We start from the raw sequence: 26,406 nt of genomic DNA on the forward strand, positions 1-26,406 counted from the left end.
GCTTCAATGTTGCAGTGAGTTATCGCTCACATGACACATCCATGACTGTCAAAAGCCCTTTCAGGCGAGCCCCTTCTTCTCCATCATGGCTTCCGGGGTGGGCATGCGGCCGCGGAAGGCTTTGTAAAGCTCCTCGGGATCGGCGGAGCCGCCCGCAGAATAGATGTGCCGGCGCAGCTTTTCCGCCGTTTCGGGATCGAAGGGATCGCCTTTCTCCTCGAAGGCACGGAACGCATCGGCATCCAGGACTTCCGACCACATGTATGAATAGTAGCCGGCTGAATATCCATCGCCGGCGAACACATGCAGGAAGTGTGGCGTGCGGTGGCGCATGGCTATGGCCTTGGGCATTTCGAGCTTCTCCAGCGTTTCCGCTTCGAAGCGCAGCGGGTCTTCCGGCGCTTCCACCTGGCTGTGAAAGGCCATGTCGACCAGTGCGGATGCGGTGAACTCCACTGTGGCGAAGCCGGCGTCGAACGTGCGTGCGGCGCGCATCTTCTCCACCAGTTCCTGGGGCATGGGTTCGCCGGTCTCGTGGTGCAGCGCAAACTTCTGCAGCACCTCAGGCACGGTGAACCAGTGCTCGAAGAGTTGCGAGGGCAGTTCCACGAAGTCGCGCGAGACCGAGGTGCCGGAGATTGACGGCCAGGTGACATCGCTCAGCAGGCCGTGCAGTGCGTGGCCGAATTCATGGAACAGCGTGCGCGCCTCGTCCACGGAGAGCAGGGCGGAACGCCCTTTCGGCGGTTTGGCGAAGTTCATCACATTGTAGATGATGGGAGATTTGCCTTCCCCCAGACGATAGCCGGATTGAAGCGCGCTCATCCATGCGCCGGAGCGCTTGGACGGGCGATTGAAATAATCGGCCATGAAAAGACCCCGCGTGGAGCCATCGGCGTTGCGGACGATGAATGTGCGCACGTCCTCATGCCATGCAGGCACCGCTTTCAGTTCCTCGAAGGTGAGTCCGAAAAGCCGATGCGCCACATCAAACGCAGCAGCGATGACATTCTCCAGAGCAAGATAGGGTTTGAGGGCGCTCTCATCGAAAGCAAAGCGCTCAGCGCGCCGCTTTTCGGCATAGTAGCGCCAGTCCCAGGGGGCGATGGCGTGGTTCTGCCCTTCCCGCGCGGCGAGGCGGGCCAGTTCTTTCTCGTCCTCGGCGGCCTTCTCGCGCGCTTTCCGCCAGACCGGTTGCAACAGGTCCTGCACGGCTTCGGGCGTTTTGGCCATCGTGTCGTCGAGTTTCAGCGCGGCATAGGATTCATAGCCGAGCAGTTTCGCTTTTTCAGAGCGCAGCTTCAGTGTTCTGGCAATCACGTCGGTGTTGTCGGTCTTTCCGCCGTTCTCGCCACGTTTCGTGAATGCGCTGAACACTTTTTCGCGCAGATCGCGCCGTTCTGACGAGGCGAGGAATGGCTCGGCGATGGAGCGCGACAGCGTCGCCGCAAATCGCCCCTTCTCACCGCGCGTCTCGGCAGCTTCGGCCATGGAGCTCTTCAGGGCGTCGGAAAGCCCGGCCAGGTCGCTTTCGTCCAGAAACAGCGCCCAGCCGCTCTCGTCGGCAAGCACATTCTGGCCGAACTGCGCGCCAAGACCGGCCAGTTCCTCGTTGATCGCGGCAAGCCGCGCCTTGTCATCCTGATCGAGTTGCGCGCCGCCGCGCACGAAGCGCTTCCAGGTTTTTTCCAGAACGCGGCTTGCTTCCGCATCGAGACCCAGCGCCTCACGATCCTGGTAAAGCCGGTCAATGCGGGCGAAGAGCGCATCGTTCATGAAGATCGCGGAGACGTGGCGTGCCATGCGCGGCGAGATCTCCCGCTCCAGCGTCTGGATCGTCTCATTGGTATGCGCGCCGGCCCGGCACCAGAAAACCGCAGAGACTTTCGACAGGGCGTCTCCGGCAAGCTCCAGTGCGGCCAGCGTGTTGCCGATGCCGGGTGCTTCGGCGTTGCCGGCAATCCTGGCGATCTCGGCTTCGTGCGCGGTCAGGGCAGCCTCGAACACAGGTGCGAATGCTGCGTCGTCGAACGCGGAGAAATCCGGCAGGCCATGCGGGCCGGTCCAGTTCGTCAGCGGGTGCGTTGCGAGATCGATTGGGGCGGATTTCTGCATGAGGGTTCCAGAATGTTGGAAGGGTGGGCCCCCTGCGATGTAGGCGTTGGCTGCCAGACGCGCAATGGCTGGAGTTGACGGTGATCCATCATGACTATATGTGATGCTTATATTAAGCTTACCTTATAATAAGGGGCAATTGTCGTGACGCACTCCGTCAATCCCGATTCCTTCGGTTTTCTGGTTGCCGATATCCATCGCCTGATCCGTGGCACGATGGACCGCGCGATCGCGGATGCCGGTCTTGGTGTAACGCCTGGTGAGGCAAGAACCCTGGCGCATGCGGCGCGCGCTGGAGCCGTCCGGCAAAATGTCCTGGCCGAACGCATGGGTGTCGAGGCCATGACGCTCAGCGGTTATCTCGATCGGCTCGAAGCGCGGGCACTTATCCGCCGTGCAAACGATCCGAAGGACCGGCGCGCCAAGCTGGTCGAGCTCACCGATGCGGCTGACGACGTTCTCGTGGCCATAGGCCGGGTGGCTGCGGAGATGCGAAAGAAGGCTGCGGGCTCGCTCAGCCCTGCAGAATGGGATAGCCTGCTGGAGCAGCTCAAACTCGTCCGCGCCAATCTTGCCGGAATCTCGCAAAAGCCTGCCGACTCCCGTGCGGAGGCACCCTTATGAACCTGCGTGCGGACACACCGGACGGTGTTGCCGCGCGGCCGCTCATGAGCGAGCGGCGTGTCAGCATCATTGGGGCAATGCTGGTCGCGCTCGGGCCGGTTTCGATGGCGCTCTTCACGCCTGCCATGCCGCAGATCGTGGAGGCGTTCGGCACCACGGAAGCGGCGGTCAAGATGACCATATCGCTTTACTTTGCCGGCTTTGCATTTGCCCAGCTATTCTGCGGTCCTCTGTCGGACGGGCTGGGGCGCAAGCCTGTCACGTTCGCGTTTATAGGCATCTACGTCGTGGCGAGCTTCATTGCGCTGATGTCGCCCAATATCGAGACGCTCATCGCCGCGCGTTTCATGCAGGGTTTCGGGGCTGCGGTTGGCGTTGCGGTATCGCGCGCGGTTGTGCGCGATCTTTTCACACAGGAAAGCTCCGCCCGCATCATGAACCTGATCGGCATCATCCTGGCGATCGGTCCTGCCTTTGCTCCCACTCTTGGTGGCCTCACAATGCAGCTTGCCGGCTGGCACGCCATCTTCGTTCTCATGCTTGTAGCAGGAGCCGTCATTGCGCTGGTCGTACATTTCTGCATGCGCGAAACAGTCGTGCGGGATCTGTCGCGGATCAGCCCCGGCGCGTTGATCCACTCCTATGGCCTTTTGCTCGGCAATGCCTATTTCATGCTTTCCAGCCTGGTTATCGCCGGAGCGGTGGGCGCGCTCTACACGCAGGCGACAGTGCTGCCTTTCATTCTGATGAGTCGTGTCGGGCTGACACCGGCCGAGTTCGGGATCGGCATGCTGGCGCAGTCGGGCATGTATTTCACAGGCGCGGTTGCGGCGCGTTTCCTGATGAGATCGCTCGGAGCCTACAAGCTGGTGCCCATCGGCCTTGCCGCCATTGGCGCGGGCAGCCTGCTTCTGATTTTCTCCCTGACTCTGTTCGAGCCGAGCTTTATCGGTGTGATGGGCCCCGTGGGGGTTTATGCCTTCGGCATTGCCTTTGTGATGCCGGCCATGATGACAGCGGGCCTCGCGCCATTTCCACGCATCGCAGGTTCGGCGTCGTCGCTCACTGGTTTTCTGCAGATGGGAACAGGGCTTGCCGGTGGCAGCATCGCGGCGCTGATCGGCGATCCGGTGCTGGCAATGGTGCTCATCATCCCGACGCTGGGGGCCATGGCGATCATTTCATGGCTGATCTGGAACCGGCTGCCGGAACCGGCACTGGCGACGGCCCTGCGGCCAAGCCCTCCGGGTCCGGTTTAGCAAAGCCCGTTAATCGAGCTGCGGTCGCTCGAAATCACCGGTCTGGGGGTTCATCACCCACAATTCGCCGCTTGAGATGTCAAACCAAGCACCGTGCAGAGAGAGCTTGCCCTTGTCTTCCAGTATCTTCACACAGGGGAAGCTGCGCAGGTTCTGCACCTGGTAGCGGATCGAAATACGCTCCAGCGCTGTCTGGCGCTCTGCCGGCGTCATCAGCTCGTTGCCGGACAGTGCCTCGGCAGCCGGCGCCACGAGACCCATCCACTTGCCGATGAAGTCACCTGGCGAAAGCGGCTCTGCCGAAGGATTGAGCGCCGCACCAATGCCGCCGCAGCGACCGTGACCCATCACCACGATATGCTTTACCTTGAGGCTCTGCACCGCGAATTCAAGCGCTGCCGAAGTACCGTGGTGCTGGCCGTCCGGCGCATAGGGCGGCACGAGGTTGGCCACATTGCGCACGACGAACAGTTCGCCCGGACCGCAATCGAAGATCGTTTCGGGCGCCGCTCGGGAATCGCAGCAGGCGATGACCATGGTCTGTGGAGACTGGCCATCCTTGGCCAGTTTGCGATAGCGGTCGCTCTCGGAGCTGTAACGGCCGGCCATGAAATTTTGGTAGCCGGCGATCAGGCGTTCTGGAAGATGGGTCATGAGCTTTCGAATAGCGGCAAAATGCGCGGCGGGCAATCCGGTTTAATGTCGAACCACGCACAGCGTCAATGCAATGGCTTTCATGCGCTGCTCTCAGATGCCCGGAGCTGTTCTATCCGTTTAACATTCTCGCATTCATATGGATCTCGGATGTTTCCGCCTGCCCCTGGAAAGCTGACGCATTCAGTGTGATGCGGAGACGGGCTCCGCGACGCGTTCGATATCGACCACCATCTGTGGACGTGTGAGAACCTGCCGGTCGGTTTCCAGCATGAGCTCGTCCGAACCGCGTTCCGTGGCCCTGTTGAGGATGGTCACCACGGATCCCGTTGTCTTCGCAAGCGCTTCTTCCCGCGCCTCGCCGGCAAGCAGGCGCGCGAGGTAGAGTGCTGCCGTCAGATCGCCGGTTCCATTCGGAGCTTTTGGAATGCTGTCGTGTGCCGCACGCAGGATTTCCGTCTCACTGACAAGCAGATTTGCCAGCCGGTCGGCGCTGCTTGCAGGGGCCGATGTCACCATCACATCGGCAGGGGGCGCCTTTCGCGCAGCGCGGATCGCCGTCTCCGTGCCGTCGATATCGACGCCTGTGAGCCAGGCCAGCTCATATCGGTTGGGAGTGGCGATGTCGGCCAGCGGCAATAGCCGGTCACGGATGGCTGCTGCCGTTGCTTCCGGCACATAGAGCCCGCCCCGGTCGCCAAGCACCGGGTCGCAGACATAGCGTGCCGCTGGATTGCTGGCTTTCAGGGTTTCCACAAGGCCTGCGATCGCTTCTGCCTGTTCCGGGTTCCCCAGATAGCCGGTCAGAACGGCAGAGACCTCGCTTAGCCATGGCGCATTCTCCAGATCGTTCATAAACCGTGCGAACTGGTCGGGTTCCGGCACGATGCGTGTTGCGGGGCCGTGCCCTGGATGCCACGGCAGAATGACGGTCGGCACCGCCCAGACCGGAAAGCCAAGCGCTTCCAGCGTGAAAACGGCTGCGCGGTTTCCCACGCTGCCGCGCGCGACATGGCTTGAGATGACGATCACGGCGCGTGTTTCGCGCCGGTTTTCTTCTGTGGTCATGCTGCCCTTATCCGCCGATGATGCCGAAAACGTAGAGGAGAAGCCAGAGGATCAGCGCGGTCAGGGTTGTCACGGCGATGGCCCTGCCGATCCGTGTGCCCCAGAGTTCGATCGGATCGTTCTGCTCCGCGTCTCTTGCCGCGATGTGATCGCGCGCGCGGGTCATCATGGAACTGCCTTCGCTTTCGCGGCTGACCCGGTCGAGGATGCGGCGCGACTCCGCTTCCGCCCGCTCATCCCGTTTCTGTGCTGACCCCATACGAAAACCCGCTGCAGTGAGTGAGGGTCGACCGTACAGCATGGACGCACTGATCGGAATTGGTTTCCTATCAGTGGACCATGTTCTAATGTCCGGAGAACCAATTTTCTGGAGGTGCTCCTTCATGTCGTTTGCCAAGTCGCTCGCCGCCGTTCCTGCACGCGGCCTTTTCCCCCTGCTTGCGCTCTGCCTGTTGCTGCCGTTGCTGTCGGCCTGTGGTTTCAACACCATTCCGACCCGTGAGGAGCAGGCCAAGGCGGCATGGAGCGAGGTGCTGAACCAGTATCAGCGCCGTGCCGACCTGATCCCCAATCTGGTCGAGACGGTGAAGGGCTATGCCGCGCAGGAGCGCGAGGTGCTTGAAGGCGTTGTCGAGGCGCGCGCGAAAGCGACGCAGGTCCAGATCTCGCCGGACATGCTTACCGATCCTGAAGCCTTCAAGGCGTTTCAGGAAAGCCAGGCGGGTCTTTCCGGCGCGCTGTCGCGCCTCCTTGCGGTGGTTGAGAATTATCCGGATCTGAAATCCAGCCAGAATTTCCTGGCTCTGCAGGCGCAGCTTGAGGGCACGGAAAACCGCATTGCCGTTGCCCGTCGCGACTATATCGAGGCCGTGCGGCTCTACAACACCTCGCTGAAAACGCTGCCCTCCATGCTGTGGGCCATGTTCTGGTTCACCGGCAACGAGCCCTATGAGACCTTCACCATCCCGGAAGACAAGATGGATGTGCCGTCGGTCAATTTCGGGACCAGCAGCGGCGGCTGACGGAGACGGACCCATGGGGGAGGCTTTTCCGCGTGCGTCGACCGCGCATTGCCGGGCCGGGATCTGGATGGCATTTGTCGCCGGGCTGATCGCGGTTTTCTCGGCATCGGCCCTTGCGGCTGCGGAACTGCCGCCGCTCACGGGTCGGGTGGTCGACAATGCCGGTATCATAGACGCATCGACCGAAGCCTCGCTTACCGAGCGACTGGAGGCTTTCGAACGGAAGTCCTCCGACCAGATCGTCGTCGCTACGATCCGCAGCCTTGAAGGCGAGGCGCTTGAGCCATTCGCCAATCGCCTGTTTCGCGCATGGGGGCTGGGGCAGGCGGGCGAGGACAATGGTGTCCTGCTCCTCGTCGCGCTCGATGACCGCAAGATGCGCATCGAGGTGGGCTACGGTCTTGAGGGAACGCTGACGGACCTGCACTCTAAGCTGATCATCGAAAACACGATGGTGCCGGCCTTTCGTGCGGGCGACTTCCCGGCCGGCATCAGTGGCGCGGTCGATGACATCGTCATGGTTCTGGAAGGCAATGCAGCCGAGCTTGAAGCGCGCGCCAGGCGCAGCCAGCAGGATGACGATGGTCTCCCCTGGCCGGTCATTCTCTTCTTCATTGTCTGGGGCACGTTCTTCTTCGGCGGGTTTGCCATGGCGTTTCTGCCGCCCATCTTCGGTCGCAAGATCGGTCCGAAGCGCTACAAATGGCTCGGCATGACGGTGGATTACAACAAGTCGAGCAGCGGCTCGTCCGGCGGGCACTCATCGGGCGGCTGGTCGTCCGGCGGTGGTGGCGGTGGCGGCTTTTCCGGTGGCGGCGGTTCGTCGGGCGGCGGCGGTGCTTCGGGGAGCTGGTAGAATGACGCGACGCATCAAAAGGCTTTCAGGCGCGGAGCACGCGCGCATCGCCCGGGCAATCAGTGACGCCGAGGAAAAGACATCGGGCGAGATCTACTGTGTGCTCGCGCGGACGAGCGACCCCTATCTCTACCCAGCCTGCCTGATCGTCGCTCTTGCGATCCTCATTCTGGGGCCGTTCCTGGCGCTTGCGCTCAGACACTGGTGGATCTCGATCGATCCGGTGGTTTTCGCTGCGGCCCAGCTCGCTGCCTTCGCTGCCGCAGCCGCTCTGGTTGTTGCCTTTGAGGGGCTGCGTGTGGCCCTGGTTCCCAAAGCGCTGAAATACCGGCGGGCGCATGACAATGCGCAGAACCAGTTCTTCGCGCACAACATCCATGTGACGGAAGGCCGGACGGGCGTTCTGATCTTCGTTTCGCTGGCGGAACGATATGTGGAAATCGTGGCCGATCACGAGATCGACGCCTGTGTCGACCAGAGTGTCTGGAACGAAGGTGTTGCGCTGATGCTGGACCATGCGCGGCGTGGCACACTGGCCGATGGCTTCGTGGAAACGGTCACTTATGCGGGCGAGGTGCTTTCCCGGCATTTTCCTGCCGGACGGCGTAATTCCAATGAAATCGCAGACCGTTTGACGGAAATCTGAGCGCTTTTCGGCCATTTGTGCGTGACCGCAAAGATGAGCGCTCTAATGCTTGCGCATGTCGACCCGACGCAGCTATGGTTAAGAAATTATGAACACGCTGACGATCGACATCAGACGAGCAGAGCCGAACGACGCCGAGGCTGTCGCCGAGGTTCATGACAGTGCGTGGCGCAGCGCCTATACCGGCATCATCCCCTATCAGGCGCTCGGACGCATGATCGGTCGGCGCGGTCCGCGCTGGTGGGCAAATGCGATTCGCCGGTCTGCCACTGTTCTGGTGATCGAGATCGGCGGCGAGATTGCCGGCTATGCAACACTCGGGCGGAATCGCGCCCGCGAACTCAGCCAGGAAGGCGAGATCTACGAGCTTTATCTGCGGCCCGAATACCAGGGCATCGGTCTGGGCCGGCGTCTCTTCCAGGCGGCACGCGACATGCTGGAAGCTCATGGTCTGAAGGGACTGGTGGTCTGGGCGCTGGAAGACAACGAGACGGCTCTGGCGTTTTATTCGGGCGCAGGCGGGCGCGACATCGCCGAAGGCGTCGAGGTGTTCGAGCATCGGGCGCTGCGCAAACTCGCCTTTGTCTGGGACTAAGACGCCTGAGGCGACTGGCACCCCGTTCCGCCCCATCTGTGCATTGGCGCGCAGTGTCAAATTTTCGCACTGCACCATTCGCTGCATTGCCATGCGGCCTTTGACGCGATAAAGCGGCAGCCATCCATTTCCGGGCTGCTCCGTCCGGCTGACCGTATCGGTCGCCATGCCGGTCTCCGGCAGCCATAAACTGCCAGAACAAAGGTTGCTTTCCCCATGCGCATAGACGCCATCTCCACCGGTGACAATCCGCCGGAAGACGTGAACGTCATCATCGAAGTTCCGGTCGGCGGCCAGCCGATCAAGTACGAGATGGACAAGAACTCCGGGACGCTGGTCGTCGACCGGTTTCTCTACACGCCGATGACCTATCCGGGCAATTACGGCTTCGTGCCGCATACGCTTTCGGATGATGGCGATCCGATCGACGTTCTGGTCTGCAACACGCGCCAGCTCATTCCCGGCTGCGTCATCAATGTGCGTCCCATCGGCGTTCTCATCATGGAAGACAATTCCGGACAGGACGAGAAGATCATCGCCGTACCGTCGCCGCACCTGACGCGTCGCTACGAGAATGTGAAGAACTACACGGACCTGCCGGAAATCACCCTCCAGCAGATCCAGCACTTCTTCGAGCATTACAAGGATCTGGAACCCGGCAAATGGGTCAAGATCGGCGACTGGATGGACGCTGCGGCAGCGCGCAAGCTGATCGTTGAAGCGGTCGAGCGGGCCAAGACCAGCAAATAAAGGACGGGGCGGCGCCTGGATCGCCGTGCGTCCCATCCGGACGCGCAAAGGACGATCTAAACTATTGACGGAGCATCGGAACAATCCGAAAGCCGGATTCCACTTTTCGGTCCGATGCTCTAGCCGCCGTCACCTCCAGTGGTCTCAGGCAGCGGAACATCGCCGGCATCGATAACCGGCTGGTCCGCTCCGCAAGCGAAATCGAAAGCCTGCCCATCGGCGATGCGGCGGGCTTTTTCATTGGCGTTTTCGTTGCCCGTGGCCACAACGTAGCCGACCACGCAGCCCTCCCGCCCGAAGACCTGCCCGACCTTCTCCACCACCAGCACTTCGATCTTGTCGTCCAGGCTCTCGCCGTCGTCGACGAACCAGCGGTGGATTGTCGCGAAGGGCCACTGGCGATCGCCATCGCTCATGATGCGCCATTCGATGGTCGATCCAGTCGAATTGAAGCCGGCAAAGCTCTCCCATTCCGGCGCCAGGTCACCGTCAGGCGGGAAGCCGTAGAAAATCGATTCGCGCGCATCCCCATAGTAGATGAGCACGGGGTAGCCGCGCCAACCCGCACAGACGAAATTGATCCAGTCGCCGGGTTCATCACCTGCAGGGGGGGCAAAGGCCGCGCAGTTCTCCTGCGTGTTGACCTCGGTATAGGCGCTTTCGATTTCCGCGGCCTGGGCCACGCCGGCAAGGGCGCCTACCAGAAGTCCCGCTATTGCCAGTCGCATGGGCTATGCTCCTTCTCACAGGTGAGGCGAGCATAGACGCATTTCATGACGACGCCTATTGCCCTGCGGCGATTGCCCTGAGCCGTATGAGAAGCTCTCCGCGGTCGCCCCTTATCTCCACGGTCTTGAGGCGGGAGGTCGCTCCACCAGCCACTGAAACGGCGCCTGAGGGCACGCCGATCTGTTTTGCGAGCAGTTTTTCCAGTGCGGCATTGGCCTTCCCGTTCTCGGGAACGGCGCGCACACGTGCCTTCAGGTGACAGCGGCCATCCGCGGTCTCCGCCGTGCCCTCAATGGCGTCGCGCGCGGACCTGGGTGTCAGGCGCACGAAAAGCGCCAGCCCGTTCTCGGCCAACCGACAGAAAGCTGGCAGGTTCGTCACGGATCAGAGAAGTGCCGGGGCGATGGTGGTCAGGATGAACTGCCGGATGAAGAACAGCGCCAGCAGCAGGATGATCGGCGAAATGTCGATGCCGCCAAGATCGGGCAGAAGGTTTCGGATCGGCCGCAATGCGGGCTCCGTAACGCGGAAGAGAAAATTGCCGACCGAACCGACGAACTGGTTGCGCGGGTTGACCACGTTGAATGCGTAGAGCCAGGAAAAGACGGCCGAGGCGATGATCAGCCACCAATAGATGTCGAGCGCCATGATGATGGTCTGGATAAGCGCGAGCATGCCGGTCTCCTGGGCCGTGTGAAGCGCGGCAGTCGGAAGCGGGAACGATGCCCCTGCCTGCTCCGCATGCCGTGAATTTTGCGACATGTAGCCATTGCCGAAGGATGCGGCAAGTCTGGCGCGGTTATTTGCCTGCCTGAAACGCGAGAATGGGGCCATTTGTGTGTCATTTGGCGATGAATGACGGGCATCCCGGGTAGAAAACTGGATTCTTGACAGCCCGGGCGCTGCGGACCTAAATGCTGTCCACCGGCGAAACGGGGCTGTAGCTCAGATGGGAGAGCGCGTCGTTCGCAATGACGAGGTCAGGGGTTCGATTCCCCTCAGCTCCACCAACCGTCCGCCGGTTAAACTCAGCCCACAAGTCTCGATCCGAATACCGGCGTGTTTTCCGTAGCTTGGCCAATACTTGTGCATCATCCCCTGCATTCGAGACCCGCTGATTGGGTGTATTTGGTCGATATGTGACCTGCCGTCTCTGTTGGGGGATTTGCGTGCCCACATGTTTGGCAACCTGATGGTGGCGCCATCGCCCAGATGCGCTTAGAACATGGAGATATCGCGGTGCGAACCCAGGGTGGGTGGCCTGTGATGCAGGAGCACTCAAATGGGGGACAGCAAAAAAGGCGACGCGGAAGGCGTCACTGGCGAGTTGCCGATGTTACAAAAGGGATGCTTCTTGCTCAGACCAGATCGGAGAAAGATCGGCGCGGGCAAGCTGAGCGCATTCAATGATAGAGGCTGACGACCGGTAAGGATGGCTTCGAGCGCTGCTGGGCTCAAGAATGCAAGCGGCAGAATGCGGCCGACATCAGCCCGGTACATCCCGAACCTTTCTGCAATGCGGCTTGTGCTTATGGCCGATGCACCGGTTAGCCGGCTGAGAAAGACATGCGCCCGGGCGACGAGGTCCACCAATGTTTGATCCGGTTCCGGTTGAGTATAGGGAGAGCTGATCACGATGCGTAGGCCATTGGCCCTGCGGCGGAGTGTGATTGGTACCTCGATGGAAGTCGGTTCATCCTCTGAGGTTGGATCGTCATGCATGTTTGTCTTTTCAATCAACCGGTGCACAATTCTCGAACTATTGACCTCGAAGCGGATTGCTGAGGTTGAAAGGGAGATTGATCGGAACATTAGGTTCAACACCTCGCGCCGACGATCGGTGTCACTCCATTCTTCCATTGACTGGGCAAGTTCGTGCGCCCGCTGCAATCCGAGCTGGGTCCGATTGGTCGATCCGCATTGTTCAACCCAGCCCGCGATCAGGCTTTCATTCCTCAAGAACGCCGCAGCCTGATTGCAGATCACTTTCTCGATCTCATGTGCGGAAATGCGCCAGCCATCAGAAGCGGCATCCAGTGTTCGCCTGATGCGGCGCGAGACATAGTATAGGTAGCGTTTTCCGTGCGCCTTACCATGGGTCGGCGCCATGCGATCGCCGGCATCGTCGAACAGGATACCCGTCAGCAGATGAGTGTTTCCACAGGTGGCCCGGCCCTTTGTACGGTGTGTTCCATCTGCAAGCTGCTTCTGCACCGCCAGGAAGAGCTCTTCATCAATGAGGGGCTCATGCTCGCCGTCATAGACCTCTCCCTTGTGGCGTGCCTTGCCAATGTAAACTGGGTTGGCGAGAAGGCCGTAGAGGACTCCTGAGGAGATGCCGTTTGAAGCATAGCGTTCGAGCCGGGAAGACTGGCCGCATGCGATCACCGCTGCAACCTCCTGGCTGATTTGTCGAGCGAGCCTGGGCACGGATTGCAGTTCCAGATATCTGCGAAAGAGGTTTCTGACGAAACGTGCCTCAGGCTCCTTGATCACGAGCCTGCGATCCTGAACCTGATAGCCGAGTGGCACGGTGCCTCCCATCCACATGCCCTTCTTCCTCGATGCCGCAATCTTGTCGCGGATGCGCTCGGCGGTGACCTCGCGCTCGAATTGCGCGAAGGAGAGCAGAACATTGAGAGTAAGCCGTCCCATGGAGGTGGTGGTGTTGAACTGCTGGGTGACGGAAACGAAAGACGTTTCGTTGTCGTCGAACACTTCCACCATCTTTGCGAAGTCCGCGAGCGACCGGGTGAGGCGATCGATCTTATAGACCACAATCACATCAATCTTGTTGCCACGGATATCGTGAAGCAGTCGCTGCAAAGCGGGGCGGTCCATCGTGCCGCCCGACAGGCCACCATCGTCATAGCGCTCCGGTACCAGCTTCCAACCAAGACTGGTCTGTGAGGCGACGAAGGAGGCGCAGGCTTCTCGCTGAGCGTCGAGCGAATTGAACTCCTGATCAAGCCCTTCGTCCGTTGATTTACGGGTGTAGACGGCGCAGCGAAGGCGCCGCAGCGCAGAGCGAGCTCCATTGTTGCTCATGCCCTGCGGCTGCGACGACAGGTCGACAGAAGTCGACGCCGGTTGAACACGCCTCATAACCCGAAGAACCTCGGCCCGGACCAGTGGGTGCCTGTGATCTTGCCGGCAATCGCAGTAAGGGAGCGATAGACCCTGGCTTCGAAGACATACCCGCCTTCGATCACATCAACGGTATGGGTCTGGCCATTCCATTCCCGGGTGTTGATTGCCACTGAGAAGTGACCCAGTAGGCTGGGATATTTCCACTGAGATTTAACCCATGTTTGAACCTTGCCCCTGGCTGTTGCAGCGGGGGCTATGGAGTGATCGACATGGCGTTACTGAGCGTTATCCGACGCTGGCATTTTCGAGAGCATCTATCGATACGGGAGATTGGTCGCAGGACCGGCCTGTCCCGGAACACTATCCGCAAGTATCTGCGCTCTGACGGGGTTGAACCGCAGTTCAAGGTTCCCGATCGACCGAGCAAGCTTGACCCCTTTGCGGACCGGCTGGCTGCCTGGCTGAAGACCGAAGCGAACAGGCCCCGCAAGCAGAAGCGGACTCTCAAGCAGTTGCATGCGGATCTGGTCAGCCTGGGGTTTGACGGGTCCTACAATCGGGTCGCGGCCTTTGCCCGGGAATGGCGGGCGGATCGGCAGCGCGAGATGCAGACCACAGGTCGTGGGACCTTTGTGCCATTGAGCTTTGCGCCGGGTGAGGCGTTCCAGTTCGACTGGTCCGAGACTGGGCCATCATCGGCAATGAGCGGACCAAGCTTCAGGTCGCGCATATTAAGCTCAGCTATAGCCGGGCCTTTCTTGTCCGAGCCTATCTGCTGCAGACCCACGAGATGCTGTTTGATGCCCACACCCATGCCTTCCGGGTATTCGGTGGCATTCCGCAGCGCGGCATCTACGACAATATGCGCACCGCCATCGACAGGGTTGGCCGCGGCAAGGAGCGGGACATCAATGCCCGGTTCATGGCCATGGCCAGCCACTATCTGTTCGAGCCCGAGTTCTGCAATCCAGCTTCAGGCTGGGAGAAGGGCCAGGTCGAGAAGAACGTGCAGGATGCCCGGCATCGACTCTGGCAGCCCATTCCACGCTTCCCAACCCTGGATGGGTTGAACGACTGGCTGGAGAGCCGCTGCAAGGAGCTGTGGTCCCAGACCGCTCATGGCCGGATGGGCGGCACCATTGCCGATCTGTGGGCGGAAGAAGCCCCAACCCTGATGCCGACACCACGCCCGTTCGACGGCTTTGTCGAATACACCAAGCGGGTCACGCCCACCTGCCTGGTGCATCTGGACCGCAATCGCTACAGCGTGCCCGCTTCCTTTGCCAATCGCCCTGTCAGCCTCAGGGTTTATCCTGACCGGATCGTGGTTGCCGCAGAAGGCGGTGTCGTCTGCGAGCACCATAGGATCATTGACCGATCTCATAATCAGCCGGGTCGTACCGTCTATGACTGGCGCCACTATCTGGCTGTCGTGCAACGCAAACCCGGTGCGCTGCGCAACGGGGCACCATTTGTCGAACTGCCCCAAGCCTTCAAAACGCTGCAGCAGCATCTGCTGAAGAAGCCAGGCGGCGATAGGGAGATGGTCGAGATTCTCGCTCTGGTCCTGCAGCACGATGAGGATGCCGTGCTCCTGGCCGTCGAGATGGCGCTCGAGGCGGGCGTCCCCACCAAAACCCATGTGTTGAACCTGCTGCACCGCCTGGTGGACGGCAAGGCCATCACGCCGCCAACCATCAATGCCCCGCAAGCACTGGCTCTGACCAATGAGCCCAGGGCCAATGTTGAGCGCTACGACGCCCTGCGCACAGCTTCGGAGACCCGCCATGCGTCATAATCCTGCCGCCGGTGCGATCGTCATCATGCTCAAAAGCCTCAAGATGCATGGCATGGCCCAGGCGGTCGGCGAACTGACCGAACAGGGCGCACCTGCCTTCGAGGCTGCCATCCCAATCCTGTCTCAGCTGCTCAAGGCCGAGACGGCGGAGCGGGAAGTGCGCTCGACGGCCTATCAGCTCAAGGTGGCGCGCTTCCCGGCTTATCGCGACCTCCATGGCTTCGACTTCGCCAGCAGTGACGTCAACGAGGCATTGGTGCGCCAGCTCCATCGCTGCGACTTCCTTCAGGACGCCAACAATATCGTTCTGGTTGGCGGTCCGGGCACCGGGAAGACCCACATCGCTACGGCCATCGGGATCCAGGCTATCGAGCATCACCACAAGCGCGTCCGCTTCTTCTCAACCGTGGAACTGGTCAATGCACTTGAGCAGGAGAAAATGCAGGGGCGAGCCGGTCAGATTGCCGGCCGGCTCGCCTATGCCGACCTCGTCATCCTCGATGAGCTGGGATACCTGCCGTTCAGCGCCTCGGGTGGCGCCTTGCTCTTCCACCTGCTCAGCCGGCTCTACGAGCACACCAGCGTCATTATCACCACGAACCTGAGCTTCAGCGAATGGGCCAGCGTCTTCGGTGATACCAAGATGACGACCGCGCTGCTCGATCGGCTCACCCATCATTGCCACATCCTCGAAACCGGAAACGACAGCTTCCGCTTCAAGAACAGCTCGGCGCACACACCCTCAAAACCGAAGGAGAAACCCAGACCCTTGACCGCAACAACCGACACAAACCACAACTGAGAGGCGGGTCACTTCTCAATGGAAAACCCGGGTCACTTCTCGGCGGAAATCAACAGTGTGCCACCTGCCCGCGTTCATGTGGAGCTAGATCCTCGGGCCCTTGTTGCGACATGCGAATAACGTCTCGATACCAGCCCTCCACATCTCTGGCTCTTGCAGACCAAGCTTCCAATGTCCGCCAAAGCGCTGCATGACCATCAGAGTCATCGTAGGCGATAGCTTCGACTCCTTTGTGGTGCCATCGCGCTGCCGCGTCGGCCTCACCACCGGACTGTAAAGCGTACACATGATCCAGCCGACCCGGTACTTTGTTCAGTGCTTCAAGTAGATATTGGACGGGGGGGTCGTCGGCTGTATAACCGACAAAAACGACCACAAACCGCGCCAAAATGGATCGGAAGAACTCCGTCGCCCATCCGTCCGCGAGGTAAGCTCGCCCAAATTCCGAACTTGAGAGAACGAAGCCGTCTCCCTCGGCGCCATCGTATGCTTCGGTGGCACGACCGTGGAGATAGACAATTCCGTTTAGTTCACCTGCTCGTCGCGGATCTGGAAGTCGCGGCGGCTGCCAAGTCTGAAGATCGCGGCCACATTCCTCAAACAATCGGTCAAAGTTAGTTGTGACGAGGCGAACCACGCCATCCGCGGTTGTTGCTAGGTCCAGCAAGACTCGGTGGGCGCTTAGATCACAGGGTCTGCTCGGCTTCAGCGCGGATGCTACTGCCGCCTCTATATCTCGGGCAACGAATTCACGTTCCAGGAGGCCAAAGACACGATCAGCGGATATCACTCCGGCCACACCAACACGGCCATCGATTTCGCGTGCCTCTTCCACCAGTCGGCACGCAGGGCTGTCTTTAGGCACGCCCAGTGAAATGATTACCTCTTCCGCAAGGCCGAAGAAGTCAGGAAGCTGCGCTCTAGCCCTAGAAACCCCTGCACCACAAAAAAATACGACGCGCCCCTGATCGCGCGCCCAAAGCAACTCATCAGGAATTGATGGTCCGTCTTCAACGAATCTCACGGATCCCCCCATATGCAGAGAATAATCAAATCCGACACAGAGAGGTCAGGCTACAACATTTGTGAGTTTCGGTACCATGCAATCTCCGCTCGAACCGGGAACGCTGTTTGGCCGCCCGAGACGAATGCCCACTCTTGGCTCGCGCCACTGCCTTCCGCGTGGTCACCCATGATGTCCGCTTTTAGGCATTGGCAAAGTTAATCTTAACGGCCGAGATGTCGCGCATAGTTGACGCTCGTCCAAGCTTCGGCGCGTCGACTTCCGTTCAGGACGAACCCTTATTGCCCTGGTAATTGAGCATCCATGGCGTGCTGTATCGGTCGGTAAACATGGCGAAGCGCTCGGCCCAGAACGTCTCGTCGGGCGCCATCTCAACACTCTCGGCATCCTTTGCCAAAGCGTCGTGGATACGGTCGAACTCCTCACGCGAGGTCGGCGCGATCGAGACCCGGAAGCCCTGCGGCTTGCTGTACATCTCATCGGGAACGTCAGACGCCATGCCGCCGCGAAGGGATCGCTCAAAGCCTTTATTACAAATGGTCTAAGGAGTTCATGGAGGCTGGCAAGCGCCGCCTGGCCGGTGACACGGCCCGTGCCGCGATCACCGACGAGGTGAAAGGCCTGAAGCCGCCAGGAATAGCCATGCTCATTTATCTGGCAGCAGGGATGATTGCCCGGTTGTCGAATTCCTGGATAAATTTCTCGCTGTCGGGCACCTGATTCCTGAAGCGCGCGATATCGTAGGCGTCAATTGGCGTATTCGTTTGTCCCGTGCGGATCAGTTCGCCAAGAACGGCGCCTATTCCCGGAGCGATCTGAAACCCGTGGCCGCAGCAGGCAAAGGCGTGAAAGAGCCCAGCTTGCGTCCGGCTTGGCCCGATGACCGGGCGCATGTCGGGCAGATAACCCTCGACACCTGACCAGACGCGGATGACATGCGCATCGCGCAGGAGAGGAACGATGGCACCGAGCGCTTCCATTCCGGCGAGCGTTTTGCCGGGGGGAACGAATGTGCGATTGCCATCCGCCTCGCTGGCCGTGCGCGGATAGCCTGCAACAATGACATTGCCCCTCGGTATCTGGCGGAAGATCACGCTGCCGTTCACCATCTGCATGGAAGGCCGGATCACATGCGGAAATGGCTCGGTCACGAATTGTGGCGGTCCTGCGGAAAACACGGGCACCGGCTCGCCGAAATGCGCTGCGATAGCACCGCCCCAGGCACCCGCCGCGTTGACCAGAGTCTTCGACATGAACCGTCCTTGCGCGGTTTCCACCTCGAAGCGCGAGCCGGTGTACACGGTTGAAAGCGCTTCGCAATGCTCGACGATCCTTGCGCCGAGCCGAAGCGCCGCGCGCATGACGACCGGCGTGGCGAGCCGCGGATTGGCGGTCGCGTCGCGACCACAGAAGGTGGCGGCGAGCGTGTCGGTGACCAGATAGGGAAAGCGTTGCGTCAAGGCTGCCGTTGCCAGCATCTCGATGTCGAGGCCGTGTTGCCGTGCAATCTCGGCGTGGTGCTCGAGCTTGGCGAGTTCCTTTTCGTTCCGGGCGATGTAGAGATGACCGGTGCGATCATATTCGAAGCTCTCCCCGGCGATCGTCTCGAATGCCTCCCAGATGGCTTGCGCCCTGAGGGAGAGTGGATATTGGCGCGGATCGCGGCCTTGAAGGCGCAGATTGCCGAAATTCGCGCCGCTGGATTGTGCCCCCACGAAGCCTTTCTCAAGTACTGTGACCGGGTGCCCCTCACGGGCAAGGAAATAAGCGGTGAACGCACCGATCAGACCGCCGCCAATGATGATCGTCTCTGTTTCCTGCGTCATCGGAGAGCGGTTTCCGTAGTGGATATCGGCACCGGCTTCACCGGCGCCTGAGCGCGCAACCGGCCCACGGCGTCGATTGGCTTGCCGCAGGCCGCGGCGGCGATTTCCGCAAGCGCCGCGCTGCAGAAACGCCCCTGGCAGCGGCCCATGCCGCAGCGCGTTATGGCTTTCATGCGGTTGAGTTCGACGGGACCAAACGCCTGTCTGGCCGCTGTGCGGATGTCGTCCGCTGTTACGTTCTCGCAACGGCAGACGATTGTATGGCCGGGCAGGGTCTGTGCGGTTTCATGGGGCCAGCGGAAAGCCGCCGCGAGATGCTGCTGGAACCTGCGCAGTTTGCCGACCTGAGTTTGAAGGTGCGCTCCGTTCTTGCCCGCCTGCGACATGCCGAGTTCGCCCAGCAATGCCGTGGCGGCAAGGGTGCCGCTGGCGATGGCGGCGTACGCGCCGCCGGTCGCAGCGCCGTCGCCGGCGATATACAGGCAGTCACCGGCGCGACCGTTTTCGTCGACCCTTGGCAGCCACTGCCGAAGGCGGTGGTCGAACCGGAAATCGGCGCCGGCAAGTTCGGCCAGCTGCGTTTCGGCGCGCAGCCCATATCCGAGCGCAACGGCATCGCAGGTCAGACGGTGTTCGGTGCCCGACGTATCGGAAAAGCGGATTGCCGTCACCCGGTCCTGCCCTTCGATTTCCCGTAGCTCGACACCATTGTGGATGGGCACGCCGCGTTTCTTCAAAGCCCACAGATAGGACAGGCCCTGCAGGAAAGTCCGGCCGGAATTGAGAAGCCCCGGGGCGGCGCGGAGCTTGTGATGCAAAGGGGTGGTATCGAGCACACAAAGCTGCCGTGCGCCAAGTTTGTGGTATTGCAGGGCGGCCAGAAGGAGCAGGGGCGAACTGCCGGCAAACACGATCCGGCGACCGATAAAGCAGCCCTGGTCCTTGAGCGCGACCTGAGCGGCGCCGAGCGAGAAGACGCCGGGAAGTGTCCAGCCGGGGAGGGGCATCAACCTGTCGGTGGCGCCGGGAGCAAGGATAAGCCCGTCAAAGGCGATTTCGGAGAAGCCTTTGTCGTTGAACGTGTGCGCCTTTCGGTCGTGAATGGCCCAGACGAGCGTTGAAGAACGATAGTCGATCTTGTCGAGGCAGCTGCGAAACCTGGAATGAAGATCTCGGTATCTGCCGTATTCGCGTCCGTAGATCGCATCGGCATCGAGATCGATGTCGGTGTTGGTTTGCCGAAATCCCTGCCCGCCAGCCAGAGTGTTCTCATCGATCACGATTGGTCGAATGCCGGCTTCCGCCAATGCCATGGCGGCGCTCATCCCGGCCGGCCCCGCGCCTATGATCAGGATTTGGCGCAAGGCTTGCCTCCTTTCAGGTGCGTCGGCGGCGAGGTGTAGAGATCGAGACCGGAAGTGACCGGTGTCGAACACGCTCTCAGGCGTTTCCCTTCGGCGCTCCACATCCAGCAATCCTGACAGGCGCTCATCAGGCAGAAGCCGGCGCGCGGCTCCCCAGTGAATTCCGAACGGCGCAATATGTGACGGCTCTGGAGCGCGGCAGACAGAACGCTTTCTCCCGAATGGGCCGAAATGGCGTGTCCATCGATGCGAAACCGTATGGCTGCACCCTTGCGGCGCCCCACCGCTACGAATTGAGCGTCACTTTGAACTTCACTGGCCGCAGCTCGGTCGCTGGAAGACATATCTACCGAATTGCAATAATTATTATCGTTATGAAAATGATCGAATGCAAACCACGGATTGTCAATAGACCCGGTTCATAGCTTCGAGATGGACCTGGCGGCGGCAACGACGAGCGGGGCGAACCGCTCAACGAGCTCGGAACGAGTGTAGCGCGCCAGGGATGTGGCGATGTTGATTGAAGCGATCGGGCGGCCCACCGTATCGAGTATGGCAGCGGCAATGGAGCCGTCGCCATGGTAGATTTCCTCGCATGCGACGGCAAAGCCGGATTGAGCTGCCTCGGTGATCCGCGCCTTGATCTGTGTCTTGTCCCAGACGGTGTGTGGCGTGAAAGGACGCAGATCCGACGCCTCGATGATGGCCTCGGCTTCCATGGCAGGCAGTCGTGACAGGATCGCAATCCCCGGTGCGGTGCAATAGGCCGGCAGCCGCGTTCCCACGATCACATCTGTGTTGAGAACGTGCCGGCTGAGGAAACGCGACACGAACACCACCTCGGTGCCGTCCGGTATCGTAAGGTTCACCGTCTCTTCGGTTTCCTTGCTCAGATGCTGCAGATAGGGCAACGCTCTCTCCATCAGCCGATTGGCGCGCGTGAAGTGATAGCCGAGATCAAGCGTTCTTACGCTGAGTTCGAACTGCCGCGTCGTCGGGTTCTTGTTCAGATATCCAAGTTTTACGAGCGTGTGCGTGAAACGTTGCGCCGCGCTCATGTCCAGGTCGGTCTCGGCGGCGATCTGGGAAAGGCTCATGGTGGAACGCTCCGCATTGAACGCCGAGAGAACGCGGAAAGCCTTCTCTACCGAGCGCACCATTAACGGATCGGTCTTCGATGTTTTTTCTCTGCTTGTCACCAGGATGGTTCCTTTTGCCAGAGGTCGAATTACGACCGGACGCGATGCGAATGCCGAATAGGCCCTCTAGCTCATTCGGCAAAAAACGGGAAGCGAGCTTGACAGAATGAGAACGTTCTATTCATAATACAATAATAATTATTGCATAGAAATAGTTGGGAGTAGCGAATGCGCGAATTCATCCTCACCGAGGTGGAGGGTCCGGTCCTCAAGATCACGCTGAATCGTCCGCAGGTTTTGAACGCGTGGAACGCCGCCATGCGGGAAGAGCTCATTGAGGCGTTGACGGAGGCCGAGGACGACGAGGCGGTGCGTGCGGTCATCCTGACCGGAGCGGGAGATCGGGCGTTTGGAGCGGGGCAGGACCTGAACGAGACAAAATCGTTCGATGCGGATCGCGCAGAGGTCTGGATCGGTGAGTGGGAGAAGCTTTACAACCGCTTCCGTACGCTTTCGAAGCCGATCATTGCTGCATTGAACGGGGTTGCTGCGGGCTCGGCTTTTCAGGTCGCCCTGCTTTGTGACTTGCGGGTCGGACACGCCGGCGTGCGTATGGGGCAACCGGAGATCAATTCTGGTATTCCCAGCACGACGGGCCCGTGGATCATGCGGGAAATGCTGGGCATGGCGCGCACGATCGACCTGACGCTGACCGGTCGTCTGATGAATGCGGATGAAGCCGAAAGGATCGGTCTCATCAATCGACTGGTGCCGCAAGAAAAGGTGGCCGAAGAAGCCATGAAACTTGCGCTGGAGCTGGCGTCGAAGCCGCCAGTCGCTATGCGGCTTGATCGCCAGCGCTTTCGCGAAATGACGGAATCGAACCTGCAGGATGCGCTTAGCGCCGGCATTCGCATTCAGCGTGAAGCCTACGCGACAGGAGAGCCGGCCCGCATGATGGAGGCATTTCTCGCCAAGCGCAGGGTTAAAAGTGCTTAAAGCTGCTTAACTGGAGAAAAGGGGAACGAAATGACAAAGCAGAACACCATCTCTATGACCCGCCGTACCGTGCTTCTGGGAGCTAGCGCGGCACTGGCTGCACCGGCGATCCTGCGCCCGGCTTACGGCTCGACCACCCTGACGGTCGCCGACCCAGGCGGACCGTTCAGTCCGGCTTTCCGCAAAGCGTTCTACGCTCCGTTCGAGAAAGAAACCGGAATGACGATCGCCAATGTCGCTCGCGAAGCCGAGCCCACTGCGCAATTCAAGTCGATCGTGGAGACGAAAACGTACATCTGGGATGTATGCACTCTAACGCTTTCAGCACGGATGATCCTGGAAAAACAGGACCTGCTTGAGCCGACCGGTGTGGAGGCGGCGGATGCTCCGGGCATGATGAAAGAAGCGCTGTTCAGCAATTTTGTCGGCACCGATGTCTACTCAACGATCTTCGCCTATCGCACCGACAAGCTTAAGGACAATGCGCCGAAGTCGTGGACAGATTTCTGGAATGTGGAGTCTTTTCCGGGGCGTCGTGCCCTGCGCAAGAACCCGATCGATACGCTCGAGCAGGCTTTGCTGGCCGATGGTGTGCCGTTGGAGGAGCTTTACCCACTCGACCTTGATCGGGCTTTCGCCAGCCTCGACAAGATCAAGCCGCATATCGATGTCTGGTGGACGGGCGGCGCACAGTCCACGCAATTGCTCCAGAGCGGAGAGGTTGACTTGATTTCAGGCTGGAACGCGCGCCTGCAAGCAGCCATCGATGGCGGGGCTCCCGCGGAACTGGTCTGGAATCAGGGGCTTTATTCGGTAGAGGGATGGGGTATCCCCAAGGGCAACCCCAAGGCCGATGCCGCGCGCGAGTTCGTAAAGTTCTGCACCCGACCGGAGCAGCAGGCTCTATATACAAGCGAGCTCGCTTATGGGCCGACGAACCAGAAAGCCTATGACAGCATCGATGCCGAGCGCGCCACAGTCCTCCCGACTGCGCCAGCCAATATCTCGCAAATGCGGTTGGCGAGCGAGGATTGGTGGAGCGAGAACCGCGCAGATGCCACCGAGCGTTTCAACGCCTGGCTTCTGATCTAGCACTGGCTTCTGACAAGTGACCGGTGTGCATCACGCCGGTCGCGCATAGGCGCGTCCGACTATGGGCGCGCGGCTCGACCTATTCGGGATGAACGATGGTGAATGTGGATCATACGAACGTGACGCCGAAACTGAAGATCAGCGGACTTGGGAAGCGATACGGTGAGGTTGTTGCTCTGGAGCCGACCGACCTTGCAGTGAACACAGGAGAGTTTGTGACGCTGCTTGGCCCCTCCGGCTCGGGCAAGACGACGCTGCTGCAGATGATATCGGGACTGACCGAACCGACGACAGGGACCCTTCATGTGGATGGTCGCGACGAGACGGCGACGCCCGTCCATAGGCGCGACATGGGCCTGGTGTTCCAGCACTACGCTCTCTTTCCTCACATGACTGTCGGCGAAAACATCGCCTTTCCGTTGAAGATGCGCGGGACCCCGGTACGGGACATTCGCGAGCGTGTTCGCGAGACGCTGGCGAAGGTACAACTCGAGCAATACGCAGATCGCTTCCCGCGTGAACTTTCTGGCGGCCAGCAGCAACGAGTCGCGCTCGCACGCTGCTTCGTCTACCGCCCACAGATCGTCCTCATGGATGAACCGCTGGGCGCCCTCGACAAGAACCTTCGCGAGCACATGCAGTTCGAGATCAAGCGGCTGCATCGGGAATTCGGCGCCACCGTCATCTATGTGACCCACGATCAGGAGGAGGCGCTGGTTCTTTCAGATCGCATCTGCCTGATGAACCATGCGCGCGTCGAGCAGATCGGCACGCCGCGGGAGATCTATTCGCGCCCGAAAAGCATTTTTTCCGCCCGTTTCATCGGACTTTCGAACCTGTTCATCGGCAAGGTTTCCGATGCAGGTGACGGCCGTATCATGGTGGCCAATTCCAACGGCAGTTTCGAGGCGCGGCAGGAGAATTGCGGGCCGCTTGTCAATGGCAAGGCGGGCCTCGTTCTGCGGCCTGAGCAATTGCGTCCCGGTCCGGCGGGAGCCGGGGAGAACGACATCACCGGAACGGTCACGGAAATCATCTATGTTGGCTCGGACACGCGTCTGGTGCTGACCTTGGAGGACGGTGAAACCTTGTCGGTACGCCATGATCCGGAGGCCGCCCTGCCGGCGCTGGGCGATCCGCTGACCTATCATTGGCCTATCGATGTGGCGGTGGTTGTTTCATGACTGCCGCCAGCCTTTCCGCCTCGCCACGAACCTTTCGTTTACGCGCCAACGCATTGTGGCTGGCTGCGCCAGCGATTGCGTTCCTGGTCGTCTTCTTTCTTATCCCCGTAGGCCGCCTTCTGTTCCTCAGCGTTCAGGGGGACACCGGCAATCTGACTGCAGAGCACTATTCGCGTCTCCTCAACACGGAGGTGTACTGGCGCATCCTCATTATCACGTTCCGGATTGCGGGTTTGACTGCCTTCTTCTCCCTTCTGCTTGGCTATCCGCTTGCCTATTGGCTCTCCCAGCTCAAGGAGAACCGGCGCAACCAGATGCTTCTGCTGGTGCTGGTTCCGTTCTGGACGAGCTATCTGGTGAAGGCTTTCGCGTGGATGCTTTTGCTCGGTAATCAGGGCGTTTTGAACCGTCTTCTGGTCGGTACGGGACTCACCGGTGATCCTCTGCCGCTTATGTACAATGAGTTCGGCGTGATCGTCGGCATGGTGCATGCGATGATGCCGCTTGCCGTTCTCACGATGATGCCCGTGATGAGCGGCATCGATACACGACTGTCGCAGGCGGCTGGGACACTCGGCGCCAGTGGCCCGCATCGCTTCTGGATGGTCTACTTTCCGCTGTCCATACCCGGAATGGCCGCAGGAGGCCTACTTACATTCATCACGTCGCTCGGCTTTTTCATCGTCCCGGCCTTCCTGGGCGGGCGGCAACAGACCATGCTGGCGCAGTTGATCATCATTCAGGTGCAGGAGCTGGTGAACTGGGCTTTTGCCGGCGTGCTTGCGACCATGTTGCTAGTGTCGGCCCTCATCGCTTGCTGGATCTACAATCATCTTTTCGGCCTGGCGTCGCTTTCGGCGGGAAACAGCACAACGGACAAGGCCGCATCGGGCTGGGCCCGTCGTTTCGGCTTTGCCCTTCTGGAAAAACTCGCATGGTCAACAGCGGCGGTGACCGACCGCATTCCCGGCAGGGGCTCTGGCAGGGTGCTGCCGGCCTATGTCGCGCTGATCGTGTTCTTCCTTGTTGTGCCGACGCTGATGGTGATCCCGATCGCGTTTACCAACTCCGACTTCCTGGAGTTTCCGCCACCTGGATACAGCACGCGCTGGTTCAGTCTCTATTTCAATTCCCCGATCTGGATTTCTGCGACGGTTCGCTCTTTCGGGGTCGCCTTTGCAACGGCCATAGCCGCCACGGTGATCGGCGGGTTTGCCGCTCTCGCCATCGCCCGCTCGCGTTCGCGTTTCGGCGGCGTCGTGTTCGCCTTCATGCTGGCGCCGATGATCGTGCCACGCATCGTGATCGCGGTCGGCTTGTTCTATCTGTTCGCGCAGATGGGGCTGGTGGCGACCAATCTGGGCCTGGTGATCGGACATACGGTCCTCTCCATACCCTTCACCTTTGTTGCGATCGCTGCGGTGCTCAAGGGTTACGACTGGCGTCTCGACCAGGCCGCCGCCTCGCTTGGGGCGGGGCGGTTCCAGGTTCTGCGCCTGATCACCGTGCCCCTGATCCGCGGCGGGGTCATTTCGGCATTCCTGTTCGCCTTCGTCACGTCCTTTGACGAACTGACGATCGCCATCTTCGTGAGCGGCGGGCTGAAATCCACCCTTCCCAAGCAGATGTGGGACGACATGATCCTGCAACTCAATCCGACACTGGCTGCGGTCTCGGTCGTGGTGCTGGTCATTGTCACTGCAATCCTGCTCGTTGCCGACCGTCTGCGCCGTTGAGGCGCGGACGGTTGCTTCCGGACAGCAGTGAAGA

27 protein-coding genes, 1 tRNA gene and 2 pseudogenes are annotated in these 26,406 nt (G+C 60.4%); 15 read left to right on the forward strand and 15 right to left on the reverse strand.

Features of this window, described 5'->3' with window-relative positions; translation table 11 throughout:
* Positions 1-60 precede the first annotated feature (60 nt).
* Positions 61-2,115, reverse strand: coding sequence for a M3 family metallopeptidase (locus tag AC07E3_RS07665; protein WP_478361004.1), 2,055 nt, complete (start codon positions 2,113-2,115; stop codon positions 61-63).
* Between the two features lie 144 nt (positions 2,116-2,259).
* Here AC07E3_RS07665 and AC07E3_RS07670 point away from each other — a divergent pair, with 144 nt between their 5' ends.
* Positions 2,260-2,739, forward strand: coding sequence for a MarR family winged helix-turn-helix transcriptional regulator (locus tag AC07E3_RS07670; RefSeq protein WP_336071044.1), 480 nt, complete (start codon positions 2,260-2,262; stop codon positions 2,737-2,739).
* The gene (locus AC07E3_RS07675) at positions 2,736-3,998 is read left to right on the forward strand and encodes a multidrug effflux MFS transporter (protein WP_336071046.1); all 1,263 of its coding nucleotides are present in this window, start codon (positions 2,736-2,738) and stop codon (positions 3,996-3,998) included. Before AC07E3_RS07670 ends, AC07E3_RS07675 begins: the two co-directional genes overlap by 4 nt.
* Before the next feature lie 9 nt (positions 3,999-4,007).
* On the opposite strand, the gene AC07E3_RS07680 is transcribed toward AC07E3_RS07675, so the two are convergent.
* The 3 genes from AC07E3_RS07680 to AC07E3_RS07690 all read right to left on the reverse strand — a co-directional run bounded on the left by AC07E3_RS07680 (position 4,008) and on the right by AC07E3_RS07690 (position 5,979).
* Complete coding sequence (locus tag AC07E3_RS07680) at positions 4,008-4,652, reverse strand: carbonic anhydrase (RefSeq protein WP_478361006.1); 645 nt, start codon at positions 4,650-4,652, stop codon at positions 4,008-4,010.
* Between the two features lie 183 nt (positions 4,653-4,835).
* Entirely contained in the window at positions 4,836-5,720 is an 885-nt protein-coding gene (pdxY, locus tag AC07E3_RS07685; RefSeq protein ID WP_478361008.1) for a pyridoxal kinase PdxY, read from the reverse strand.
* A 7-nt stretch (positions 5,721-5,727) separates the two neighbouring features.
* On the reverse strand, positions 5,728-5,979 hold the full coding sequence (locus AC07E3_RS07690) for a hypothetical protein (RefSeq protein ID WP_065816838.1): 252 nt from the start codon (positions 5,977-5,979) through the stop codon (positions 5,728-5,730).
* Positions 5,980-6,103: 124 nt separating this feature from the next.
* Here AC07E3_RS07690 and AC07E3_RS07695 point away from each other — a divergent pair, with 124 nt between their 5' ends.
* From AC07E3_RS07695 to ppa, 5 genes are all read left to right on the forward strand, one after another.
* The gene (locus AC07E3_RS07695) at positions 6,104-6,742 is read left to right on the forward strand and encodes a LemA family protein (protein WP_336071051.1); all 639 of its coding nucleotides are present in this window, start codon (positions 6,104-6,106) and stop codon (positions 6,740-6,742) included.
* 13 nt (positions 6,743-6,755) lie between these two features.
* A complete protein-coding gene (locus tag AC07E3_RS07700; protein WP_478361010.1) occupies positions 6,756-7,598 on the forward strand; it encodes a TPM domain-containing protein in 843 nt (280 codons plus the stop codon).
* A gap of 1 nt (position 7,599) precedes the next feature.
* On the forward strand, positions 7,600-8,244 hold the full coding sequence (locus tag AC07E3_RS07705; RefSeq protein ID WP_478361012.1) for a TPM domain-containing protein: 645 nt from the start codon (positions 7,600-7,602) through the stop codon (positions 8,242-8,244).
* Positions 8,245-8,332: 88 nt separating this feature from the next.
* On the forward strand, positions 8,333-8,839 hold the full coding sequence (locus AC07E3_RS07710) for a GNAT family N-acetyltransferase (RefSeq protein WP_025030915.1): 507 nt from the start codon (positions 8,333-8,335) through the stop codon (positions 8,837-8,839).
* Between the two features lie 216 nt (positions 8,840-9,055).
* Entirely contained in the window at positions 9,056-9,589 is a 534-nt protein-coding gene (ppa, locus tag AC07E3_RS07715) for an inorganic diphosphatase (protein ID WP_065816842.1), read from the forward strand.
* 119 nt (positions 9,590-9,708) lie between these two features.
* On the opposite strand, the gene AC07E3_RS07720 is transcribed toward ppa, so the two are convergent.
* From AC07E3_RS07720 to AC07E3_RS07730, 3 genes are read right to left on the reverse strand one after another with little or no spacing between them, the layout of a single operon-like run.
* Positions 9,709-10,317 (reverse strand): hypothetical protein, encoded by a 609-nt coding sequence (locus AC07E3_RS07720; protein ID WP_478361014.1) that lies wholly within the window; start codon positions 10,315-10,317, stop codon positions 9,709-9,711.
* A gap of 55 nt (positions 10,318-10,372) precedes the next feature.
* Positions 10,373-10,690 carry a DUF167 family protein gene (locus tag AC07E3_RS07725; RefSeq protein WP_336071155.1) on the reverse strand — a complete coding sequence of 106 codons (318 nt, stop codon included), beginning with the start codon at positions 10,688-10,690 and terminating at the stop codon, positions 10,373-10,375.
* Positions 10,691-10,702: 12 nt separating this feature from the next.
* Entirely contained in the window at positions 10,703-10,993 is a 291-nt protein-coding gene (locus tag AC07E3_RS07730; RefSeq protein ID WP_065817101.1) for a YggT family protein, read from the reverse strand.
* A 259-nt stretch (positions 10,994-11,252) separates the two neighbouring features.
* Here AC07E3_RS07730 and AC07E3_RS07735 point away from each other — a divergent pair.
* Positions 11,253-11,328: transfer RNA gene (locus AC07E3_RS07735), tRNA-Ala, on the forward strand.
* Between the two features lie 268 nt (positions 11,329-11,596).
* Here the strand turns inward: AC07E3_RS07735 and AC07E3_RS07740 are convergent.
* Positions 11,597-13,366: a recombinase family protein gene (locus AC07E3_RS07740; RefSeq protein WP_478361016.1), complete on the reverse strand. Its 1,770-nt coding sequence runs from the start codon at positions 13,364-13,366 to the stop codon at positions 11,597-11,599.
* Positions 13,367-13,419: 53 nt separating this feature from the next.
* Positions 13,420-13,578 (reverse strand): DUF2924 domain-containing protein, encoded by a 159-nt coding sequence (locus AC07E3_RS07745; RefSeq protein WP_478361018.1) that lies wholly within the window; start codon positions 13,576-13,578, stop codon positions 13,420-13,422.
* Between the two features lie 99 nt (positions 13,579-13,677).
* Here AC07E3_RS07745 and istA point away from each other — a divergent pair.
* Positions 13,678-15,206: pseudogene (gene istA, locus AC07E3_RS07750) on the forward strand (IS21 family transposase).
* Positions 15,196-16,008 (forward strand): IS21-like element helper ATPase IstB, encoded by an 813-nt coding sequence (gene istB, locus AC07E3_RS07755; RefSeq protein ID WP_478361020.1) that lies wholly within the window; start codon positions 15,196-15,198, stop codon positions 16,006-16,008. Before istA ends, istB begins: the two are co-directional and overlap by 11 nt.
* A 49-nt stretch (positions 16,009-16,057) precedes the next feature.
* Here istB and AC07E3_RS07760 read toward each other — a convergent pair whose 3' ends face one another.
* Both AC07E3_RS07760 and AC07E3_RS07765 read right to left on the reverse strand, forming a co-directional pair.
* Positions 16,058-17,032, reverse strand: a complete 975-nt coding sequence (locus AC07E3_RS07760) for an SIR2 family protein (RefSeq protein WP_478361022.1) — start codon at positions 17,030-17,032, stop codon at positions 16,058-16,060.
* Between the two features lie 265 nt (positions 17,033-17,297).
* Positions 17,298-17,531 carry a VOC family protein gene (locus AC07E3_RS07765; RefSeq protein WP_336071161.1) on the reverse strand — a complete coding sequence of 78 codons (234 nt, stop codon included), beginning with the start codon at positions 17,529-17,531 and terminating at the stop codon, positions 17,298-17,300.
* Between AC07E3_RS07765 and AC07E3_RS07770 the strand changes: the two are divergent.
* Positions 17,531-17,659 (forward strand): annotated as a pseudogene (locus tag AC07E3_RS07770) (transposase); the annotation flags it as partial. The gene AC07E3_RS07765 and the pseudogene AC07E3_RS07770 overlap by 1 nt on opposite strands.
* A gap of 23 nt (positions 17,660-17,682) precedes the next feature.
* Here the strand turns inward: AC07E3_RS07770 and AC07E3_RS07775 are convergent.
* The 4 genes from AC07E3_RS07775 to AC07E3_RS07790 form a co-directional block, all read right to left on the reverse strand.
* Positions 17,683-18,858 (reverse strand): NAD(P)/FAD-dependent oxidoreductase, encoded by a 1,176-nt coding sequence (locus AC07E3_RS07775; RefSeq protein WP_478361024.1) that lies wholly within the window; start codon positions 18,856-18,858, stop codon positions 17,683-17,685.
* On the reverse strand, positions 18,855-20,294 hold the full coding sequence (locus AC07E3_RS07780; RefSeq protein WP_478361026.1) for an FAD-dependent oxidoreductase: 1,440 nt from the start codon (positions 20,292-20,294) through the stop codon (positions 18,855-18,857). Before AC07E3_RS07780 ends, AC07E3_RS07775 begins: the two co-directional genes overlap by 4 nt.
* Positions 20,207-20,566, reverse strand: a complete 360-nt coding sequence (locus tag AC07E3_RS07785; RefSeq protein WP_375295349.1) for a (2Fe-2S)-binding protein — start codon at positions 20,564-20,566, stop codon at positions 20,207-20,209. The genes AC07E3_RS07780 and AC07E3_RS07785 overlap by 88 nt, the downstream gene beginning before the upstream one ends.
* Positions 20,567-20,641: 75 nt before the next feature.
* A complete protein-coding gene (locus AC07E3_RS07790) occupies positions 20,642-21,421 on the reverse strand; it encodes an IclR family transcriptional regulator (RefSeq protein ID WP_478361028.1) in 780 nt (259 codons plus the stop codon).
* Between the two features lie 168 nt (positions 21,422-21,589).
* On the opposite strand from AC07E3_RS07790, the gene AC07E3_RS07795 reads away from it, so the two are divergent.
* The 4 genes from AC07E3_RS07795 (at position 21,590) to AC07E3_RS07810 (ending at position 26,372) form a co-directional block, all read left to right on the forward strand.
* Positions 21,590-22,360 carry an enoyl-CoA hydratase/isomerase family protein gene (locus tag AC07E3_RS07795; protein WP_478361030.1) on the forward strand — a complete coding sequence of 257 codons (771 nt, stop codon included), beginning with the start codon at positions 21,590-21,592 and terminating at the stop codon, positions 22,358-22,360.
* A gap of 30 nt (positions 22,361-22,390) precedes the next feature.
* Positions 22,391-23,452 (forward strand): ABC transporter substrate-binding protein, encoded by a 1,062-nt coding sequence (locus tag AC07E3_RS07800; protein WP_336071063.1) that lies wholly within the window; start codon positions 22,391-22,393, stop codon positions 23,450-23,452.
* A gap of 95 nt (positions 23,453-23,547) precedes the next feature.
* Positions 23,548-24,636, forward strand: coding sequence for an ABC transporter ATP-binding protein (locus AC07E3_RS07805; RefSeq protein WP_336071065.1), 1,089 nt, complete (start codon positions 23,548-23,550; stop codon positions 24,634-24,636).
* The gene (locus AC07E3_RS07810; RefSeq protein WP_336071067.1) at positions 24,633-26,372 is read left to right on the forward strand and encodes an ABC transporter permease subunit; all 1,740 of its coding nucleotides are present in this window, start codon (positions 24,633-24,635) and stop codon (positions 26,370-26,372) included. The genes AC07E3_RS07805 and AC07E3_RS07810 overlap by 4 nt, the downstream gene beginning before the upstream one ends.
* Positions 26,373-26,406: the final 34 nt, after the last annotated feature.

The sequence above is a fragment of the Nitratireductor lacus genome (assembly GCF_056431025.1).

Coding starts and splice junctions, on each gene's coding strand:
- AC07E3_RS07675 (WP_336071046.1), top strand. CDS start 2,736: ATGAACCTGCGTGCGGACACACCGGACGGTGTTGCCGCGCGGCCGCTC.
- AC07E3_RS07740 (WP_478361016.1), bottom strand. CDS start 13,366: ATGAGCAACAATGGAGCTCGCTCTGCGCTGCGGCGCCTTCGCTGCGCC.
- AC07E3_RS07700 (WP_478361010.1), top strand. CDS start 6,756: ATGGGGGAGGCTTTTCCGCGTGCGTCGACCGCGCATTGCCGGGCCGGG.
- AC07E3_RS07810 (WP_336071067.1), top strand. CDS start 24,633: ATGACTGCCGCCAGCCTTTCCGCCTCGCCACGAACCTTTCGTTTACGC.
- AC07E3_RS07730 (WP_065817101.1), bottom strand. CDS start 10,993: ATGCTCGCGCTTATCCAGACCATCATCATGGCGCTCGACATCTATTGG.
- AC07E3_RS07805 (WP_336071065.1), top strand. CDS start 23,548: ATGGTGAATGTGGATCATACGAACGTGACGCCGAAACTGAAGATCAGC.
- AC07E3_RS07785 (WP_375295349.1), bottom strand. CDS start 20,566: ATGTCTTCCAGCGACCGAGCTGCGGCCAGTGAAGTTCAAAGTGACGCT.
- AC07E3_RS07665 (WP_478361004.1), bottom strand. CDS start 2,115: ATGCAGAAATCCGCCCCAATCGATCTCGCAACGCACCCGCTGACGAAC.
- AC07E3_RS07695 (WP_336071051.1), top strand. CDS start 6,104: ATGTCGTTTGCCAAGTCGCTCGCCGCCGTTCCTGCACGCGGCCTTTTC.
- AC07E3_RS07765 (WP_336071161.1), bottom strand. CDS start 17,531: ATGGCGTCTGACGTTCCCGATGAGATGTACAGCAAGCCGCAGGGCTTC.
- AC07E3_RS07800 (WP_336071063.1), top strand. CDS start 22,391: ATGACAAAGCAGAACACCATCTCTATGACCCGCCGTACCGTGCTTCTG.
- AC07E3_RS07775 (WP_478361024.1), bottom strand. CDS start 18,858: ATGACGCAGGAAACAGAGACGATCATCATTGGCGGCGGTCTGATCGGT.
- AC07E3_RS07680 (WP_478361006.1), bottom strand. CDS start 4,652: ATGACCCATCTTCCAGAACGCCTGATCGCCGGCTACCAAAATTTCATG.
- AC07E3_RS07710 (WP_025030915.1), top strand. CDS start 8,333: ATGAACACGCTGACGATCGACATCAGACGAGCAGAGCCGAACGACGCC.
- ppa (WP_065816842.1), top strand. CDS start 9,056: ATGCGCATAGACGCCATCTCCACCGGTGACAATCCGCCGGAAGACGTG.
- AC07E3_RS07720 (WP_478361014.1), bottom strand. CDS start 10,317: ATGCGACTGGCAATAGCGGGACTTCTGGTAGGCGCCCTTGCCGGCGTG.
- AC07E3_RS07690 (WP_065816838.1), bottom strand. CDS start 5,979: ATGGGGTCAGCACAGAAACGGGATGAGCGGGCGGAAGCGGAGTCGCGC.
- istB (WP_478361020.1), top strand. CDS start 15,196: ATGCGTCATAATCCTGCCGCCGGTGCGATCGTCATCATGCTCAAAAGC.
- AC07E3_RS07705 (WP_478361012.1), top strand. CDS start 7,600: ATGACGCGACGCATCAAAAGGCTTTCAGGCGCGGAGCACGCGCGCATC.
- AC07E3_RS07795 (WP_478361030.1), top strand. CDS start 21,590: ATGCGCGAATTCATCCTCACCGAGGTGGAGGGTCCGGTCCTCAAGATC.
- pdxY (WP_478361008.1), bottom strand. CDS start 5,720: ATGACCACAGAAGAAAACCGGCGCGAAACACGCGCCGTGATCGTCATC.